Origin of the sequence: Streptomyces sp. Tu 2975 (assembly GCF_009832925.1) — a bacterium.
Classification (GTDB): domain Bacteria; phylum Actinomycetota; class Actinomycetes; order Streptomycetales; family Streptomycetaceae; genus Streptomyces.
This window is the reverse complement of sequence record NZ_CP047140.1, coordinates 6,122,901-6,140,183: the sequence shown is the minus strand read 5'-3', so window position 1 is coordinate 6,140,183 and position 17,283 is coordinate 6,122,901. Positions and strand designations below refer to the sequence as shown.

15 protein-coding genes and 1 riboswitch are annotated in these 17,283 nt (G+C 72.5%); of the genes, 8 read left to right on the top strand and 7 right to left on the bottom strand.

Going from position 1 to position 17,283, the window contains the following annotated elements:
* Positions 1-307 precede the first annotated feature (307 nt).
* The 3 genes from GLX30_RS27245 to GLX30_RS27235 form a co-directional block, all read right to left on the bottom strand.
* The gene (locus GLX30_RS27245; RefSeq protein ID WP_005319115.1) at positions 308-1,099 is read right to left on the bottom strand and encodes an enoyl-CoA hydratase/isomerase family protein; all 792 of its coding nucleotides are present in this window, start codon (positions 1,097-1,099) and stop codon (positions 308-310) included.
* A 150-nt stretch (positions 1,100-1,249) separates the two neighbouring features.
* A complete protein-coding gene (locus GLX30_RS27240) occupies positions 1,250-1,471 on the bottom strand; it encodes a helix-turn-helix domain-containing protein (RefSeq protein WP_005319113.1) in 222 nt (73 codons plus the stop codon).
* 386 nt (positions 1,472-1,857) lie between these two features.
* Positions 1,858-3,456 carry an ABC-F family ATP-binding cassette domain-containing protein gene (locus GLX30_RS27235; RefSeq protein WP_159693237.1) on the bottom strand — a complete coding sequence of 533 codons (1,599 nt, stop codon included), beginning with the start codon at positions 3,454-3,456 and terminating at the stop codon, positions 1,858-1,860.
* A 369-nt stretch (positions 3,457-3,825) separates the two neighbouring features.
* Here GLX30_RS27235 and GLX30_RS27230 point away from each other — a divergent pair, with 369 nt between their 5' ends.
* Entirely contained in the window at positions 3,826-4,233 is a 408-nt protein-coding gene (locus GLX30_RS27230) for a VOC family protein (RefSeq protein ID WP_159693235.1), read from the top strand.
* Positions 4,234-4,262: 29 nt separating this feature from the next.
* Here the strand turns inward: GLX30_RS27230 and GLX30_RS27225 are convergent, their stop codons facing one another.
* The 3 genes from GLX30_RS27225 to GLX30_RS27215 all read right to left on the bottom strand — a co-directional run bounded on the left by GLX30_RS27225 (position 4,263) and on the right by GLX30_RS27215 (position 7,795).
* Positions 4,263-5,561, bottom strand: a complete 1,299-nt coding sequence (locus GLX30_RS27225) for a hypothetical protein (protein ID WP_244258504.1) — start codon at positions 5,559-5,561, stop codon at positions 4,263-4,265.
* A gap of 180 nt (positions 5,562-5,741) precedes the next feature.
* Positions 5,742-6,866, bottom strand: coding sequence for an alpha/beta hydrolase (locus tag GLX30_RS27220; protein ID WP_159693233.1), 1,125 nt, complete (start codon positions 6,864-6,866; stop codon positions 5,742-5,744).
* A 263-nt stretch (positions 6,867-7,129) separates the two neighbouring features.
* Positions 7,130-7,795 (bottom strand): class II aldolase/adducin family protein, encoded by a 666-nt coding sequence (locus GLX30_RS27215; protein ID WP_159693231.1) that lies wholly within the window; start codon positions 7,793-7,795, stop codon positions 7,130-7,132.
* 210 nt (positions 7,796-8,005) lie between these two features.
* Here GLX30_RS27215 and GLX30_RS27210 point away from each other — a divergent pair, with 210 nt between their 5' ends.
* The 7 genes from GLX30_RS27210 to GLX30_RS27180 all read left to right on the top strand — a co-directional run bounded on the left by GLX30_RS27210 (position 8,006) and on the right by GLX30_RS27180 (position 16,418).
* Positions 8,006-9,235, top strand: coding sequence for an inorganic phosphate transporter (locus GLX30_RS27210; RefSeq protein WP_159693229.1), 1,230 nt, complete (start codon positions 8,006-8,008; stop codon positions 9,233-9,235).
* Between the two features lie 12 nt (positions 9,236-9,247).
* The gene (locus tag GLX30_RS27205; protein ID WP_159693227.1) at positions 9,248-9,469 is read left to right on the top strand and encodes a hypothetical protein; all 222 of its coding nucleotides are present in this window, start codon (positions 9,248-9,250) and stop codon (positions 9,467-9,469) included.
* 133 nt (positions 9,470-9,602) lie between these two features.
* A riboswitch (cobalamin riboswitch) is annotated at positions 9,603-9,740 on the top strand.
* Between the two features lie 89 nt (positions 9,741-9,829).
* Entirely contained in the window at positions 9,830-10,783 is a 954-nt protein-coding gene (locus tag GLX30_RS27200) for a cobalamin biosynthesis protein (RefSeq protein ID WP_159693225.1), read from the top strand.
* Positions 10,780-12,288, top strand: coding sequence for a cobyric acid synthase (locus tag GLX30_RS27195; RefSeq protein ID WP_159693223.1), 1,509 nt, complete (start codon positions 10,780-10,782; stop codon positions 12,286-12,288). The genes GLX30_RS27200 and GLX30_RS27195 overlap by 4 nt, the downstream gene beginning before the upstream one ends.
* An 85-nt stretch (positions 12,289-12,373) precedes the next feature.
* Complete coding sequence (locus GLX30_RS27190; protein ID WP_159693221.1) at positions 12,374-14,434, top strand: putative cobaltochelatase; 2,061 nt, start codon at positions 12,374-12,376, stop codon at positions 14,432-14,434.
* On the top strand, positions 14,434-15,042 hold the full coding sequence (gene cobO, locus GLX30_RS27185) for a cob(I)yrinic acid a,c-diamide adenosyltransferase (protein ID WP_053557448.1): 609 nt from the start codon (positions 14,434-14,436) through the stop codon (positions 15,040-15,042). The genes GLX30_RS27190 and cobO overlap by 1 nt, the downstream gene beginning before the upstream one ends.
* On the top strand, positions 15,036-16,418 hold the full coding sequence (locus tag GLX30_RS27180) for a cobyrinate a,c-diamide synthase (RefSeq protein WP_159693219.1): 1,383 nt from the start codon (positions 15,036-15,038) through the stop codon (positions 16,416-16,418). Before cobO ends, GLX30_RS27180 begins: the two co-directional genes overlap by 7 nt.
* Positions 16,419-16,447: 29 nt before the next feature.
* Here the strand turns inward: GLX30_RS27180 and GLX30_RS27175 are convergent, their stop codons facing one another.
* Positions 16,448-17,167 (bottom strand): ZIP family metal transporter, encoded by a 720-nt coding sequence (locus tag GLX30_RS27175; RefSeq protein WP_159693217.1) that lies wholly within the window; start codon positions 17,165-17,167, stop codon positions 16,448-16,450.
* Between the last annotated feature and the right edge of the window lie 116 nt (positions 17,168-17,283).

The window sequence follows — 17,283 nt, the reverse complement described above, 5'->3', positions numbered from 1 at the left end:
GGCCTGTTCCCCGCCCCGCCCCTTCCCTTGCCGGGCTCCGCGCGGCCCGATACCGCGCTTCGCCGGGTGTCACGGGGTGCCTCCCCTACGCCTGGCGGCGCGGGGGCCGGCCCCCGCGCCGCCAGGGGCTGGGATGTCCCTCTCCCCCGCCGAGGTCCTGTTCAACCGCCGGCGGCTGAATTCGCGGAGCGAGATACAGCCCGCCCGGCGGTTGAGGGCACGGCCGAAGGCCGTACGGAGCCCGGGGCCTGCCCCGGTTTCGGGAAGGGGCGGGCAAAGAAGAAGCCCCGCGCAGCGGGACCGGGGCTCAGTCCGCGAGGCCCGCCAGGTCGCGCAGGCGCCGCCCCTGCGCCGCGCGTTCCGCCGCGCGCTGTTCGTCGTACGAGCGGCCCGCCGCTCCCCGCAGCAGTGCCTTGGTCTCGTTCACCGCGTCCCTGGGCGCGGCGAGCAGCGCCGCGGACAGGTCGCGTACTGCGGCGTCGAGTTCCTCGCCCGGGACGACGAGGTTGGCGAGGCCCGTGCGCTCGGCCTCCTCCGCGTGGACGAAACGGCCGGTCGCGCAGATCTCGAGTGCGCGGGCGTATCCGACGAGCGACACCAGGGGGTGCGTGCCGGTGAGGTCGGGCACGAGACCGAGCGCGGTCTCGCGCATGGCGAACTGCACGTCCTGCGCGACGACCCTCAGGTCGCAGGCGAGGGCGAGCTGGAAGCCCGCTCCGATCGCGTGGCCTTGCACGGCCGCGATGGAGATGATGTCGTTGCGGCGCCACCAGGTGAACGCCTCCTGGAACTCGGCGATGGACGCGTCGATCTCCGCGTCGGTACCGCGTGCCAGGTCGATGAAGGACGGCTCGCCGTCGAAGCCCTCCGGTGTGAAAGCCTGCCGGTCGAGGCCCGCGGAGAAGGACTTGCCTTCGCCGCGCAGCACGACGATCCGCACGCTGCCGGGCAGTGACCGTCCCGCCTGCGCCAACGCCCGCCACAGCGCGAAGTTCTGGGCGTTGCGCTTGTCCGGGTTCGTCAAGGTCACCGTGGCAACCGCGTCTTCGACGGTGAGCCGTACGCCGTCCTTGTCGAGTACGGGGTCGAGCGAAGTCATGAGGCGCCTCCGGTTCGGTGCAGTGTGGCCTGAGCCTTCGAGTCAAGAAGGTAAGCTACTGCACGGTAACCGCCCGGCCGGCCAAGGGGCCGACCAGGTGACCACCGTAGGTACCGATGAACCGGAGGAGCAGCCTCGTCGACGGGACCGTCAGGCCGAAGCGGCCTTCTTGCCTCGCGTCGCTCCGCCACGTCCCCGCAGGACGACTCCGGACTCACTGAGCATCCGATGGACGAATCCGTATGAGCGACCGGTCTCTTCGGCCAGCGCCCGGATGCTTGCACCGGAGTCGTACTTCTTCTTCAGGTCTGCCGCGAGCTTGTCGCGCGCGGCGCCGGTAACCCGGCTGCCCTTCTTCAGAGTCTCGGCCACCCGTGCCTCCTCATGGGAAGTGCGCTCTGGACTTCTCATGATCACCCCTCCCGGGCGTCCTGGCCACCCATTCGACAAGGTCAGTACGGAACGCTTTGCCGTGCGCTTTGAGGCCACCATGAACGGAATGTTGCATTCCGATGGGTGCTTGATCCACGCATTCACGGCCCGGCGCAGAAAAGGCCAGCTCAGAGCGGGCGGAAGGAGAGGCGCTCAGCGGTGCCCGGGTGGAGGCGGTCCACCAGTCGCCACGCCGCAATACGAGACGCACTCACACAGATGATGGATCACTCGTAGGCCGAATGATCCATGCGGAGATCCATACGAAGATCGTAGAGGGGTGGATCGACGGATTCCGGCGCCGGACCGGAACCCGTCGCAGGGCCTCAGGCCAGGGCCACGAGATCCGCGTAGTCCGCGCCCCACAGGTCCTCGACACCGTCCGGCAGGAGGATGATCCGCTCCGGCTCGAGCGCCTCGACCGCGCCCTCGTCGTGCGTGACGAGAATGACGGCGCCCTTGTAGGTGCGCAGCGCCCCGAGGATCTCCTCGCGGCTGGCGGGGTCGAGGTTGTTCGTGGGCTCGTCGAGCAGCAGGACGTTGGCGGACGAGACGACCAGGGTGGCGAGAGCCAGCCGGGTCTTCTCGCCGCCGGAGAGCACCCCGGCGGGCTTGTCGACGTCGTCGCCGGAGAAGAGGAACGAGCCCAGCGTCTTGCGCACCTCGACCAGATCGAGGTCGGGCGCGGAGGAGCGCATGTTCTCCAGGACCGTACGGTCGGGGTCGAGGGTCTCGTGCTCCTGGGCGTAGTACCCGAGCTTGAGGCCGTGCCCCGGGGTGACCATGCCGGTGTCCGGCTTCTCCACACCCGCGAGGAGCCGCAGCAGCGTGGTCTTGCCGGCGCCGTTGAGGCCCAGGATCACGACGCGCGAGCCCTTGTCGATGGCGAGGTCCACGTCGGTGAAGATCTCGAGGGACCCGTACGACTTGGACAGGCCCTCGGCACTGAGCGGCGTCCTGCCGCAGGGCGCCGGCTCCGGGAAGCGGAGCTTGGCCACCTTGTCGGCCATCCGGACGTCCTCGAGGCCGGCCAGCAGACGCTCGGCGCGGCGGGCCATGTTCTGCGCGGCGACGGTCTTGGTCGCCTTGGCGCGCATCTTGTCGGCCTGCGAGTTGAGCGCGGCGGCCTTCTTCTCGGCGTTCTGACGCTCGCGCTTGCGGCGCTTCTCGTCCGCCTCACGCTGCTGCTGGTACAGCTTCCAGCCCATGTTGTAGACGTCGATCTGCGAGCGGTTCGCGTCCAGGTAGAAGACCTTGTTGACGACGGTCTCGACGAGGTCGACGTCGTGGGAGATCACGATGAAGCCGCCGCGGTAGGTCTTCAGGTAGTCGCGCAGCCAGACGATCGAGTCCGCGTCGAGGTGGTTGGTGGGCTCGTCGAGCAGGAGCGTGTCGGCGTCCGAGAACAGGATCCGGGCGAGTTCGACGCGGCGGCGCTGACCACCGGAGAGCGTATGGAGAGGCTGGCCGAGGACCCGGTCGGGCAGGCCGAGCGCGGCGGCGATGGTGGCGGCCTCGGCCTCCGCGGCGTAGCCGCCCTTGGTGAGGAACTCGGTCTCCTGGCGCTCGTACTGGCGCATGGCCTTCTCACGGGTGCTGCCCTGGCCGGAGGCGATGCGCTCCTCGTTCTGCCGCATCTTGCGGATCAGGGTGTCGAGGCCGCGGGCCGACAGGATGCGGTCGCGGGCGAGGACTTCGAGGTCGCCGGTGCGCGGGTCCTGCGGGAGGTAGCCCACCTCGCCGGAGCGGGTGATGGTGCCGCCGGCGGGGATGCCCTCACCCGCGAGGCACTTGGTGAGGGTCGTCTTGCCCGCTCCGTTGCGGCCGACGAGGCCGATGCGGTCGCCCTTGGCGATGCGGAAGGAAGCGGATTCGATGAGGACGCGCGCGCCTGCGCGCAGCTCGATACCGGATGCGGTGATCACGGGGGAAGACTCCAGGGCGGTATGGACGGCGGAAGGGACGGGCGGAGACGCTTCTACGCCGTCTAATGCACAAGGAGAATTGCCATACCGCCCAGTCTAACGGGACCGTGCAAGTGTTTTTCGCGGCCGGACGGCGGCCCGGGACGGCCGCGGCAACGGTGTGCGAGGCCCTGGCGCGGCGGGCCGCCGCCGCGGTGGGGCGGAGGCGGTGGCCACGCGGTCGGCCACGACACCGGTCCCGCCACGTCACCGGCCCCGGACATTCTGCCGCCGCGCGACACGTTCCCCTGAGGCCCGTTGTCAGTGGCAGGTGCCAGACTGAGACGCAGATCACATCCGAGTCGTCGAGCAAGTGAGGGAGCGATCGGGATGGCCCAGTCGCCGAGCATCTGTCCGACCCTGTTGTACGCGGACGCCAAGGCCGCGATCAGACAGCTCACCGAGGCCTTCGGCTTCACCGAACACGCGGTGTACGAGAACGAGGACGGCGGCGTGGTCCATGCCGAGCTCACCTATGGCAACGGCATGGTGATGCTGGGCAGCAAGGGCACCGGTGGCGAGTTCGACAAGCTCATGGAAGGCGCCGGTCCGACGGGGGTGTTCGTCCATGTCGACGACGTCGACGCCCACCACGGCAGGGCGGTGGAACACGGCGCCGACATCGTGATGCCGCCCACCGACCAGGACTACGGCTCGCGGGACTACATGGTCCGCGATCTCGAGGGCCACATCTGGAGCTTCGGCACGTACGCGCCAGGGGCGGCGGAGGCCTCGTAGACCTCACCGCCCTGTGGTCGTGGCCCGCCTCAGACGCCGCCGGTGTGCACCTGGAACGCGGCCCTGCGTACGGCCTTGGCCAGGGCCGGGTCCGGGTGCGCCGCCGCCAGGGCGACCAGCACCTGCACCGTACGGGGATGACCGCCGGTCCGGACCGCCTCGAGCAGCGCGGGGACCGTGCCCTGCACAGCGGAATCGAGATGGCGCAGCAGCAGTTGGGGCTCCCCGTGGTCCGCGACGGCCGCGGCGGTGTCCACCCACAGCCAGGTCGCTTCCTCGCGGGTGAGGACATCGGCCGCGTCCTCCGGGTCCGCGCCCTCGTGCTCGGCGAGCCACAGCAGGGCGTAAGGGCGAAGGGACGGTTCGGCTGCGGCCGCGCGGACGTCGCTCTCGGCGGGCGCGCCGACGACACGCAGCGCCTCGAAGGCAAGGCCGCGCAGCAGGGCGTCCTCGCCCCGGGCGACGGTGAGCAGTTCTCCGACGGCGCTGGACACGGTGCGTGCCGCGAGCCACGCGCGGTACTCGGCGCGTGCCGGGCCGGGAGTGAGGCGGGCGCAGCCCCGAAGCATGTCCTCGGCGGACTGCTCGATGTTGCCGGCGGGGCTCTGGGCGGCGACGCAGATCTGCTCGAGCTTCACCCAGACCGCCCAGTTGCCGAGCGGCGTGAGGGTCGCCTGCCCCCGCTCGAGGGTCAGGGCACCGACGGCGGACAGGCCCTCGAGCGCCCAGTCGAGGAGGGCGGCGACGGGGGCCTCGTCGGCGCCGGACCCGGTCTGCGGCTCGGCCGGGACACCGTAAGGGACCTCACAGCGTTCCTCGCGGAGCTCGGCGACGCGCTGCTGGAGCAGGTCGAGCAGAGCGGGCGTGAGCACGGGGCCGGCCGACAGCTGGAGGAGGGAGAGCACCTGGGGCACCGCCTCGACCACCTCGGCGACCGCCGCGGGAGCGACGTCGCCGGGGGCAGGGTGGATCAGGGACCATGCGTCGAAGAGGGCGACCCAGCCGCGTAGCACGGCCATGTCGTCGCGGTCCCAGGCGCGCAGCCGCCAGCCGGGGCGGACCGTGTCGCCGTGCAGTTCGACGAGGCCGGCGAGGCGGGCGCGGTCCCAGCCGGCCCGCACCTCGTCCATGGTCAGGTCCAGGACGGCAGCGGCCCGTTCCTGGGCGCCCGGCGCGAGCGGTGTGGTGCCGAGGTCGCGGTCGGCGGCCGCCCAGCGGGCGATGCGGACGGCGTCGGCGAGGACAGCCCGCGCCTGGCGCGCGAGCTCGGCAGGGGCGGGTGTGCCCTCCGGCGGCCGGGGCGCCGGACGGGTCCGCCGGGTCGTCACGGCCCGTCGCGCGGTGGCCAGTGACCGGGAGCGGACAAGACGGAGTCTGGAGTTGCGCGCCAATTGCTCATCAGGCTTTCGGGACGTCACGGGGTGCAGTCTTCCCGTTGACAGCCCGAAAGCCCAAACGGAACCCCGAGGGCGGCGCCGGACGGCCGTCCCACGGGGGTCGTACGCGGGTCACATGAGGGGGGTGAGGAAGCGCCGGAGGACCTCTTCGTACCCCTTCGGATCGGCGTTCCACATGGCGGCGTGCGGCGCCTGCGGGACCGTGTGAAGGGTGACCAGATCGGGGCGGCGTTCGGCGAGTTGGCGCGAGCCGCGCCAGGGCGCCAGGGTGTCGTCGGGGCCGTGGAAGATCAGCGTCGGTACGGCCAGTGACTTCGGGTCACCGGCTTCGGCGAGGCGGTCGCCGTGTGCTCCCGTGCGGCCCTGGGCGGCCCGGACCGCGAGCGGAAGCAGCGGGGCGGGGGTCCTGCGGGCGGAGGCCAGTGCGCGCACCGTCGCCTCCCATTCGAGGACCGGCGAGTCGAGGACGACACCGCTGATCCGGTCCCGCAGACCGGAGTTGGCGGCCGCGTGCAGCGCCATCGAGGCGCCGACGGACCACCCGTGGACGATGACCCGCTCGGCGCCGTAGCGCACGGCGTGGCGGACGGCGGCGTCGAGGTCGCGCCACTCCGAGTCGCCGAGGTGGCCCAGCCCGTCCGGGGGCCGTGGGGCGCCGGAGTCTCCTCGGTAGGCGAGGGACAGCACGGGGAACTGAAGCGCGTGCAGGCAGCCCAGCACGTTCATGGTGTGTTCCCGGGTGGTACCCAGCCCGTGCACGGCGATGACCCAGGTGGAGCGCGGGCCGGGCACGAACCACGCGGGGAGCGCACCGAGTTCTCCGGGGACGAGGACCTCGGAGTGCTCTATGCCGAGCGCGCCGGTGGGGTCTCCCCGGTGGACCTGCGGAGTGAGGCGCACCTTGGTGCCGGGTTTCAGTTCGCCTTCGGCGACATGCAGCAGGCGGCGCACGACCGTGTCCGCGTCGCGGGGGACTCCGCCGAGCACCTCCCCCACGACCGCGTGGACGCCGGACCCTGCCAGCCCGTACGTGCCCGGGCGCAGCGAGGCCAGGCTGCGGGTCATGACGACGGCGCCGGGGGGTGTGGCGTGGACGGTGAGCCGGGGGTCGCCGGGCAGGGGCCTGTTCGCCGCCCGCAGGGCGGCGTGGCTCGCGTAGCGGCCGGCCGCGACTGCTGCCGCGCCGACTCCGATCAGGGTGGTGACGGCCGCTGCCGTCGCTGTAGCGGGGCGCACGTGTACCAGTGTCGGGGCGGGTGCGGGAGGGGGCCAGTGGGCGGGTCCGGGCGTGTGGCGACGGGAGCGTCGCTTGCGGGGGCGAGTTCCGGCACCCCACCCCTTCCTGGAACCGGGGCAGGCCCCGGGCCGCCTCGCCATCGCGCTCCGCGCACCGCTTCGGCTCCTCCTCTACGCCTGACGGCGTGGGGAGGCACCCCCACATGAAAGGGGTCGCCCACGGCCGCCGGGCCGTAGGGGCGGGACATGCCACCCCGCCGCGGCTACGCCGGGCGCTGGCCGTAGTCGTGGAGTTGGCGGGCGGCCTCCGCCAGCTGCGCCTCGGAGAGCAGCGTCGGCGTACGGCCGGGGACGGAGGAGGCCGTCAGCCAGAGGCGGCACATCCACTCGAGCTGTGCCGTGCGGTCGTACGCCTCGGACAGGGTGGCGCCGTAGGTGACCGTCCCGTGGTTCTGGAGGAGGCAGGCCGTGCGGTCACGCAGAGCGTGGAGCATGTTCCTGGCCAGCTCCTCCGTGCCGTACAGGGCGTAGCCCGCGACGCGGACCGGGCCGCCGAGGGCCGCGGTCATGTAGTGGACGGGTGGCAGCTCGGGGACGAGCGTGGAGACCGCTGTGGCGTGCACGGCGTGCGTGTGCACGACGGCGGCCGCGCCGGTGTGACGGTGGACCGCGAGGTGCAGCGGCAGCTCGCTGGTGGGCCGCAGATCGCCGAGGACCTGTCTGCCGTCGAGGTCGACGGCGACGGTGTCCTCGGCGGTGAGCCGGTCGTAGGGGACTCCGCTCGGGGTGACGAGGATCAGCTCGCCCACCCGTACGGAGACGTTGCCGGAGGTGCCCACCACGAGACCTTCCGCCGCCGTTCTGCGAGCGGTGTCAACGAGCTCCCGCCATGCGCGTTCGACCGCGCTCTGCCGCGCCTCATCAGTCATGTCCGCGATCCTTTCAGGCGGGTCGGCGCGGAATGGGGACACGGAGGGTGTTCGAGTGGCTGCGGGGAGCGCCGCGGGGGTTCGAAAACGGACAAGCGGAATCGACCGGCACCACTTGGGGACACCGCAACGCCTGACCCAGTTCACCTTCCGTTCATCCAGGTTGCTTACGGTCCTCGCGTCAATGACGTCAAACGATTGCCTGGGTAAATGGAACACATCACACTGCTGCTCGCGATTGTGATCGTGACAGCTCTCGTGTTCGATTTCACGAACGGTTTCCACGACACCGCCAACGCGATGGCGACGACCATCTCGACCGGCGCCCTGAAGCCCAAATCCGCGGTGGCCATGTCCGCCGTTCTGAACCTCGTCGGTGCTTTTCTGTCCGTGGAGGTCGCCAAGACGATCTCCAGTGGGCTGGTCGACGAATCAGGCATCACACCTGAAGTCATCTTCGCGGCGCTCGTCGGCGCCATCCTGTGGAACCTGCTCACCTGGCTGGTGGGCCTGCCGTCCAGCTCGTCGCACGCCCTCATGGGCGGTCTGATCGGCGCCACGGTCGCCTCGGTCGGCTTCGGCGGCGTCAACGGCGGCGTCGTCGTCACCAAGGTCCTGATCCCGGCCGTCGCCGCGCCTCTGGTCGCCGGCCTCGCCGCGATGCTGGCGGCCCGGCTGACGTACAAGATCGGCAAGAACACGGACCCGAAGGCCACGGCGAAGGGCTACCGCGCCGGGCAGATCGCCTCCGCGGGCCTGGTCTCCCTGGCGCACGGCACCAACGACGCCCAGAAGACGATGGGCATCATCACGCTGGCCCTCGTGGCCGGCAACGTGGTCGCCCCCGGTTCCAACCCTCCGATGTGGGTCATCGTCTCGGCCGGTGTGGCGATCGCGCTCGGCACCTACCTCGGTGGCTGGCGCATCATCCGCACCATGGGCAAGGGCCTCACCGACCTCCAGCCGCAGCAGGGCTTCGCCGCCCAGACCAGCGCGGCCAGCGTGATCCTCGCCTCCTCCAACCTCGGCTTCTCCCTGTCGACGACGCACTCCTGCTCCGGTGCCGTCATGGGCGCCGGCCTCGGCCGCAAGGGCGGTGTCGTCCGCTGGTCCACCGCCACCCGGATGTTCGTGGCCTGGGGTCTGACCCTGCCGGCCGCCGGTCTCGTCGCGGCGGGCTCCGAGTACGTCACCAAGCAGGGTGACTGGGGTGTCGCGGCCGTCGCCGTCTTCCTCGTCGCCTCCTGCGTCGCGATCTGGTTCATCTCGCGCCGTCAGGTCATCGACCACACCAACGTCAACGAGGTGGAGGAGGAGCCCGCGGGAGTCGTCACGACCGCCATCGCGGCTGTCACCCCGCCGCCCGTCGGTGACCTGAAGGCCACCATCCCTGCCCCGGCCGAGCCAGAGACCGAGTCGCCCCGCCCGGCCACGGTGTAAGGAAGAAACAAGATGAAGATCGACTGGACTGCTCTCGGCTCCGTTTTCGGCGTGAGCCTCGTCGCCACCGTCGCACTGGTGGGCCTCTTCACCCTGGGCGTCGTGGGCCTCACCAAGCAGGAGGCCGCCACCCAGGCCGGAGGCTCCGGCGCACTGGCCCGCACCGGCGCGTACGCCTGCTTCGCACTCTGCGCGGCGGCCGTGTCCTACGGGATCTACCTGATCGTCGTCTGACGACCGCTTCAGCGCTTCGACGGCCGGGCCGTGGACACCCTCGGGTGTCCACGGCCCGGCCTTCGTGTGTCCGCCCGTGTGGGGCTCGGCACACTGCCCCGCCGCAGGTCAATGGTGAGTTGACGGGCGTTCGCGCGCGTGGTGGACTGCCGGGGCCAACAACGGCGGCAGAAGAGGAAGTCCGGTGCGAATCCGGCGCGGTCCCGCCACTGTCACCCGGGATGAACGGTCCCGGGGAGCCAGGAACTCTCACCGCCGGTCACGTCGAACCAGGGCGCGGACCCTGAGTGAGGACTTTTCGCATGCCCGGCCGCGGTACAGCCCTGTCCGTCGGACACCACCACTGGGATCGCTGATCCCATGCGTGCCGACCGAGTCTTCGTGTACGGCGCCGCCGCCGGCCTCGCCGGTGACCTGCTCCTCGGCGATCCCCGCCGCGGGCATCCGGTCGCCGCGTTCGGGCGGGCCGCGAGCGCCGTCGAGCGTGTCCTGTGGCGTGACCACCGCGGCCGGGGCGCCCTGCACACCGCTGTGTGCGCCGGTGGCGCCGTCGCAGCGGCCGTGCTGGCCTCCCGGGCGGTACGCCGCTCCCCCGCCGCGTCCGTCGCTCTGACCGCCGCCGCCACCTGGGCGGTCGTCGGGGGTACGACCCTGGGGCGGGAGGCCACGGCCATCGGTGACGCGCTGGCCGCCGGGGACGTCGAGGCGGCCCGCGAGCGGCTGCCCCACCTCTGCGGACGCGACCCGCAGGCACTGGACGAGCAGCAGATCGCCCGCGCCGTCGTCGAGTCCGTCGCGGAGAACACGTCCGACGCGGTCGTGGGCGCCCTGGTGTGGGGAGCGCTGGCGGGCGTGCCCGGGCTCGTCGGCTTCCGGGCGGTGAACACCCTGGACGCGATGGTGGGCCACAGGTCGCCCCGCTACCTGCGGTACGGCTGGGCTTCGGCCCGCCTGGACGACGTCGCCGGGTGGCCCGGCGCCCGGCTGACCGCCGCCCTGGCGGCGGTCTGCGGCCCGGACCGGCGCGGAGCCGTACGGGCCTGGCGCGCGGACGCGGCCGAGCACCCGAGCCCCAACGCGGGCCCCGTGGAGGCGTCTTTCGCGGGCGCCCTGGGCGTGCGGCTGGGCGGTTCCCTCTCGTACGGCGGGCGGGTCGAACACCGGCCCGTGCTCAACGGGGCAGGGCGCGCGGTGGAGTTCGGTGACATCGGACGGGCGGTGCGGCTGTCGCGCCGGGTCGGCCTGCTGACCCTCGCCGTCTGCGCGGCGGGGCGGGTGCTGCGGCAGGGCCGCGGCGGAAGGAGGCCGGCATGACCGGTGGGGGGCTGCTCGTCGCCGGGACCACCTCGGACGCGGGCAAGAGTGTCGTGACCGCCGGGATCTGCCGGTGGCTGGTACGCCAGGGCGTGAAGGTCGCGCCGTTCAAGGGGCAGAACATGTCCCTGAATTCGTTCGTGACGCGCGAGGGCGCGGAGATCGGGCGGGCGCAGGCCATGCAAGCGCAGGCCGCGCGTGTGGAGCCGACCGCGCTGATGAATCCCGTACTCCTCAAGCCCGGCAGCGACCGATCCAGCCAGGTCGTGCTGATGGGCCGGCCGGTCGGCGAGCTGAGCGCCAAGGGGTACCACGGGGGCCGGCAGCGGGAGCTGTTCGAGCCGGTGAGGGCGTGCCTGGAGGAGTTGCGGGGCACGTATGACGCCGTGATCTGTGAGGGGGCGGGCAGTCCGGCCGAGATCAATCTGCGCCGCACGGACATCGTGAACATGGGCATCGCGCGGGCCGCCCGGCTGCCGGTGCTCGTGGTCGGGGACATCGACAGGGGCGGGGTCTTCGCCCAGTTCTTCGGTACGACGGCGCTGCTGAGCCCCGAGGACCAGGCCCTGGTGGCGGGCTATCTGGTCAACAAGTTCCGTGGTGACGTGTCGCTGCTGGAGCCGGGGCTGGAGATGCTGCTCGGGTTGACCGGGCGGCGGACGTTCGGGGTGCTGCCGTACGCGCACGGGCTCGGTATCGACGAGGAGGACGGCCTGCGGGTGTCCCTGCGCGGCGCGGTGCGGGAGTCGGTCGTGGCGCCGCCCGTCGGTGAGGACGTGCTGCGCGTCGCGGTGTGTGCCGTCCCGCTGATGTCGAACTTCACGGACGTGGACGCACTGGCGGCGGAGCCGGGCGTCGTGGTCCGGTTCGTGGACCGCGCGGAGGAGCTCGTGGACGCCGATCTGGTCGTGGTCCCGGGCACGCGCGGCACGGTGAAGGCACTGGCGTGGCTGCGTGAGCGCGGCCTCGCGGACGCCTTGGTCCGGCGTGCGGCCGAGGGCAGGCCGGTGCTGGGCATCTGCGGCGGCTTCCAGGCACTGGGCGAACACATCGAGGACGACGTCGAGTCGAGGGCCGGCGCGGTCGACGGGCTCGGACTGCTGCCGGTTCGAGTGCGGTTCGCGCCGGAGAAGACCCTCGCACGACCCGTCGGCGAGGCCCTCGGCGCGCGCGTCGAGGGCTACGAGATCCATCACGGCGTCGCCGAGGTCCTCGGCGGCGACGCCTTCCTGGACGGCTGCCGGGTGGACGCCGTGTGGGGCACGCACTGGCACGGATCGCTGGAGAGCGATGACTTCCGGCGGGCGTTCCTGCGGGAGGTCGCCGCACAGGCGGGCCGCCGTTTCGTGCCCGCGCCGGACACGTGCTTCGGCGCGCTGCGGGAGGAGCAGCTGGACCGGCTGGGGGATCTGATCGAAGAACACGCGGACACGGGGGCGTTGATGCGGCTGATCGAGGAAGGGGCGCCGGCGGGACTGCCGTTCATCCCTCCGGGCGCGCCGTGAGAGCGGGCGCCGGGCAATCGGCCCGCCGAATCCGGCAGGGCACAGGCGAGCCGCTCCGCGGCTCCAGCGAAGGAGTGATCAGGCGATGAGCACCCCCTATCCGTTCACCGCGGTCGTCGGGATGGACGATCTGCGGCTGGCCCTGCTGCTCAACGCGGTCAGTCCGGCGGTCGGCGGCGTGCTCGTGCGCGGCGAGAAGGGGACCGCCAAGTCGACCGCCGTGCGGGCGCTCGCGTCCCTCATGCCGGACGTCGACGTGGTCGGCGGGTGCCGGTTCTCCTGCGCCCCCGCCGCCCCGGACCCGGCATGTCCGGACGGCCCGCACGAGGCGGGAGCGGGCGTGGCACGGCCGACGCGCATGGTGGAACTGCCCGTCGGCGCTTCCGAGGACCGGCTCGTCGGGGCGCTCGACATCGAGCGGGCGCTCGCCGAGGGCGTGAAGGCGTTCGAGCCCGGCCTGCTCGCGGACGCGCACCGGGGGCTGCTGTACGTCGACGAGGTCAATCTGCTGCACGACCACCTCGTCGACCTGTTGCTGGACGCCGCCGCCATGGGCGCTTCGTACGTCGAGCGTGAGGGCGTCTCCGTACGGCACGCCTCCCGCTTCCTGCTCGTCGGGACCATGAACCCCGAGGAGGGTGAGTTGCGGCCGCAGTTGCTGGACCGCTTCGGCCTCACCGTGGAGGTCGCGGCCTCCCGCGACCCCGGCCTGCGGGTCGAGGTCGTACGGCGCAGGCTCGCGTACGACGACGACCCTGCCGGCTTCGCGGCGCGCTGGGCCGGCGAGGAGGCGGCGCTGCGCGAGCGGATCGTGGCGGCGCGGGAATTGCTGCCGCGGGTGGTTCTCGGCGATGTGGCGCTGCGTCAGATCGCGGCGACCTGCGCGGCGTTCGAGGTGGACGGCATGCGCGCGGACATCGTGATGGCCCGTACGGCGACCGCGCTGGCCGCGTGGGCGGGCCGGGAAGAGGTCACGGAGGAGGACGTCCGGCAGGCCGCGCTGCTGGCGCTGCCGCACCGCAGGCGTCGCAATCCCTTCGACGCGCCCGGGCTGGACGAGAGCAAACTGGACGAGACGCTGGACGAGTTCGGCGGGCACGACGAGCCGGACGGGGAGCCGGACCCGACCGATCCGGACCCGACCGACCCGGGTCCGGATCCCGGTCCGGAGGGCGGGCCCGACGGTGGAGGCGGCGGGGTGCCCCCGCAGGGCAGCGGACCGGACAGGAGTGACGCGGCCGGGTCCGCGCCGGAGACCGGGCAGGCGCCGGTACCGGCGCCGGGCACGGGCGCCGAGCAGCAGCCCGCGCGGGCCACGGAGCCCTTCCGTACCAAGATGCTCAGCGTGCCCGGCCTGGGCGAGGGCGCGGCGGGGCGCAGGTCCCGGGCGCGTACCGAGCACGGCCGTACCACCGGCGCACGACGGCCCCAGGGCGCACTCACCAAGCTGCACCTGACGGCCACCGTGCAGGCCGCTGCTCCGCATCAGCGTGCCCGCGGGCGCAGCGGCCCGGGGCTGGTGGTCCGCCGGGACGACATGCGGCAGGCGACCCGAGAGGGCCGTGAGGGGAACCTCGTGCTGTTCGTGGTCGACGCGTCCGGTTCCATGGCGGCCAGGAAGCGGATGGGCGCGGTCAAGGGCGCGGTGCTGTCCCTGCTGCTCGACGCGTACCAGCGGCGCGACAAGGTGGGGCTGATCACCTTCCGCGGCAAGGGCGCGGAGCTGGCGCTGCCGCCCACGTCCTCGGTGGACGCGGCGGCGGCCCGGCTGGAGTCGCTGCCCACGGGCGGCCGTACGCCGCTGGCGCAGGGACTGCTCAAGGCGCAGGACGTGCTGCGCATCGAGCGGCTGCGTGATCCGTCGCGTCGTCCGCTGTTGGTGGTGGTCACCGACGGCCGGGCCACGGCCGCGGGGTCGGGGGACGCGTTCACGCCGGCCCTGCGCGCCGCACGGCTGCACGCAGCGGAGGGAACCGCGGCCGTCGTCCTGGACTGTGAGGCCGGGCCGGTGCGGCTCGGTCTGGCCGGCACACTCGCGCGGGAGCTGGGCGGCAGCGCCGTCACTCTCGACGAACTGCGGGCCGAATCGATCGCCGGACTCGTCAAGGACGTCCGGGACGTATCCGCCACAAGGAGGGCCGCGTAATGCCGCAGGGACAGCCGTCCGTCGTACCGGACGACGGACTCACCACCCGCCAGCGCCGCAACCGTCCGCTGGTGTTCGTGCACACGGGCATCGGCAAGGGCAAGTCGACGGCCGCCTTCGGGCTGGCACTGCGGGCCTGGAACCAGGGCTGGCCGGTCGGGGTGTTCCAGTTCGTCAAGTCGGCGAAGTGGAAGGTCGGCGAGGAGAACGCGCTCAAGGTACTGGGCGCGAGCGGCGAGGGCGGCACGGTCGCCTGGCACAAGATGGGCGAGGGCTGGTCGTGGATCCAGCGCGCCCCCGCGGAGGGCGAGCAGTCCAACGAGGACAAGGCCCGTGAGGGCTGGGAGCAGGTCAAGCGGGACCTGGCCGCCGAGACACACAAGCTGTACGTGCTCGACGAGTTCGCTTACCCGCTGCACTGGGGCTGGATCGACACCGACGAGGTGATCGAGGTGCTGCGCGGGCGGCCCGGTACCCAGCATGTGGTGATCACCGGCCGCAACGCGCCGCAGAAGCTGATCGACTTCGCCGACCTGGTCACGGACATGTCGAAGGTCAAGCACCCGATGGACGCGGGTCAGAAGGGCCAGCGGGGCATCGAGTGGTAGCACGTCTCGTCATCGCCGCGCCGTCCTCCGGCGCGGGCAAGACAACGGTCGCGACGGGCCTGATGGCCGCGTTCACGGCGGCCGGGCTCAGGGTCTCCCCGCACAAGGTGGGCCCGGACTACATCGACCCCGGCTACCACGCGCTGGCCACCGGGCGGCCGGGCCGCAACCTCGACGCCTATCTGTGCGGTACCGAGCTGGTCGCCCCGCTGTTCCGGCACGGTGCCGAAGGCTGCGAACTCGCCGTCGTCGAGGGCGTGATGGGGCTGTACGACGGAGCCGCCGACCAGGGCGAGCTGGCCTCGACCGCGCAGGTGGCGAAGCTGCTGCGCGCGCCTGTGGTGCTGGTGGTGGACGCGTCGTCGCAGTCCCGGTCGGTGGCGGCGCTGGTGCACGGGTTCGCGTCGTGGGACCCGGAGGTACGGATCGGCGGGGTGATCCTCAACAAGGTCGCCACCGACCGGCACGAGCACCTGCTGCGGGAGGCGCTCGGCGGCTCGGGCGTGCCGGTGCTCGGGGTACTGCGGCGGGCGGCCGAGGTGGCGACGCCGTCGCGTCACCTGGGTCTGGTGCCGGTCGCCGAACGGCAGGCGGAGGCGGTGGACGCGGTGGCGTCGATGGCCGAGCAGGTGCGGGCGGGGTGCGACCTCGACGGGCTGCTGGCGCTGGCGCGCAGCGCACCTCCGTTGCACGCGCAGGCGTGGGAGCCCGGGTTCGAGGCAGGGCCGCACGCCGGGGGCGCGGTCGCGTCCCCCGCCCCGGGTTCCGGGGCCGTGCGGCCGGTCGTGGCGGTCGCCGGCGGCGCCGCGTTCACGTTCTCGTACGCCGAGCACGTGGAACTGCTGCGGTCCGCCGGGGCCGAGGTCGTGGCCTTCGACCCGCTCCGGGACGAACAACTCCCCGAGGGGACCCGTGGCGTCGTCATCGGCGGCGGCTTCCCCGAGGTGTACGCGCCCGAGCTGTCCGCGAACGAGCCACTGCGCAAGGCGGTCGCCGAACTGGCGCGCTCGGGCGCGCCGGTCGCGGCCGAGTGCGCGGGGCTGCTCTACCTGGCCCGGTCCCTGGACGGCAGGCCCATGTGCGGCGTCCTGGACGCCGACGCGCGCATGTCGGGGCGGCTGACCCTCGGCTACCGGGAGGCCGTCGCGGTGAGCGACAGCCCGCTCGCGGCGGCGGGAACGCGGCTGCGGGGCCACGAGTTCCACCGCACGGTGCTGGAGCCGGGCGCGGGGCCGGTGCCCGCGTGGGGCATGGTGCGGCCGGAGCGCCGGGTCGAGGGCTTCGTACAGCAGGGCGTGCACGCCAGCTACTTGCACACGCACTGGGCGTCGCGGCCGGAGGTGGCCGCCCGGTTCGTGGCGGCGTGCGGCACATGAGCGGGGGAAGATCCAGGGAGGCGACGGGCTCATTCGGCGATGCCGACGACCAGCCAGATGAAGCCCACTCCCGCGACGGTGCACAACAGGGTGGAGCGGGCCGGGTGTTCATGGTGGGCCTCGGGCAGGATCTCGGCGGCGGCAAGGTACAGCAGCGCACCGCCGAAGAAGCCGAGGTAGCTGCCGAGAAGATCCTCAGGAAGAGTGAACAGCACGGTCGACGCCGCGCCGACGACGGGGGCGGCAGCGTCGGCGAGGAGCATCATGTTCGCCTTGCGGCGGGTGTTCCCGTACAGGCTGGTGATCGTGTACGTGTTGAACCCGTCGGCGAAGTCGTGGGTGACGACGGCGAGCGCCACGGCCGCGCCCATCCCGCCGCCGACCTGGAACGCGACGCCGAGCGCGATGCCGTCCATCAGGCTGTGGGCGACCATCGCCGCGGCCGCCGTCAGGCCCACCTGCGGCACGCGGTGGTCCGCTCCGTGCGCCGCCTGCCGTACGGCCAGCAGCCGTTCGACCATGTGCGCCGTGAGGAAGCCGCCGACGAACAGCAGCAGGGCCTGCGGCACGCCCAGCACCGGTCCGCCCGCGGCCTCCAGCGCCTCGGGCAGCAACTCGAGTCCGACGACACCGAGCATCAGCCCGCCGGCCAGGCCCAGCACGAGGTGACGGCGGTCGGTGACACGACCGGCCGTCCAGCCTCCGAAGAGCGTCATCAGGAACGCGCCGAGCGCGACGATCACCGCCATGCGCCCTTGCTAGCCGATCCCGGGACCGTCCCGCACATCGCTGTGCGTCCGGGGCACCCGGTTGACAGGGCGCCGGCCGCGGTCGGAAGAGCCGCTGACCGGCCGTCTGCCGCCGA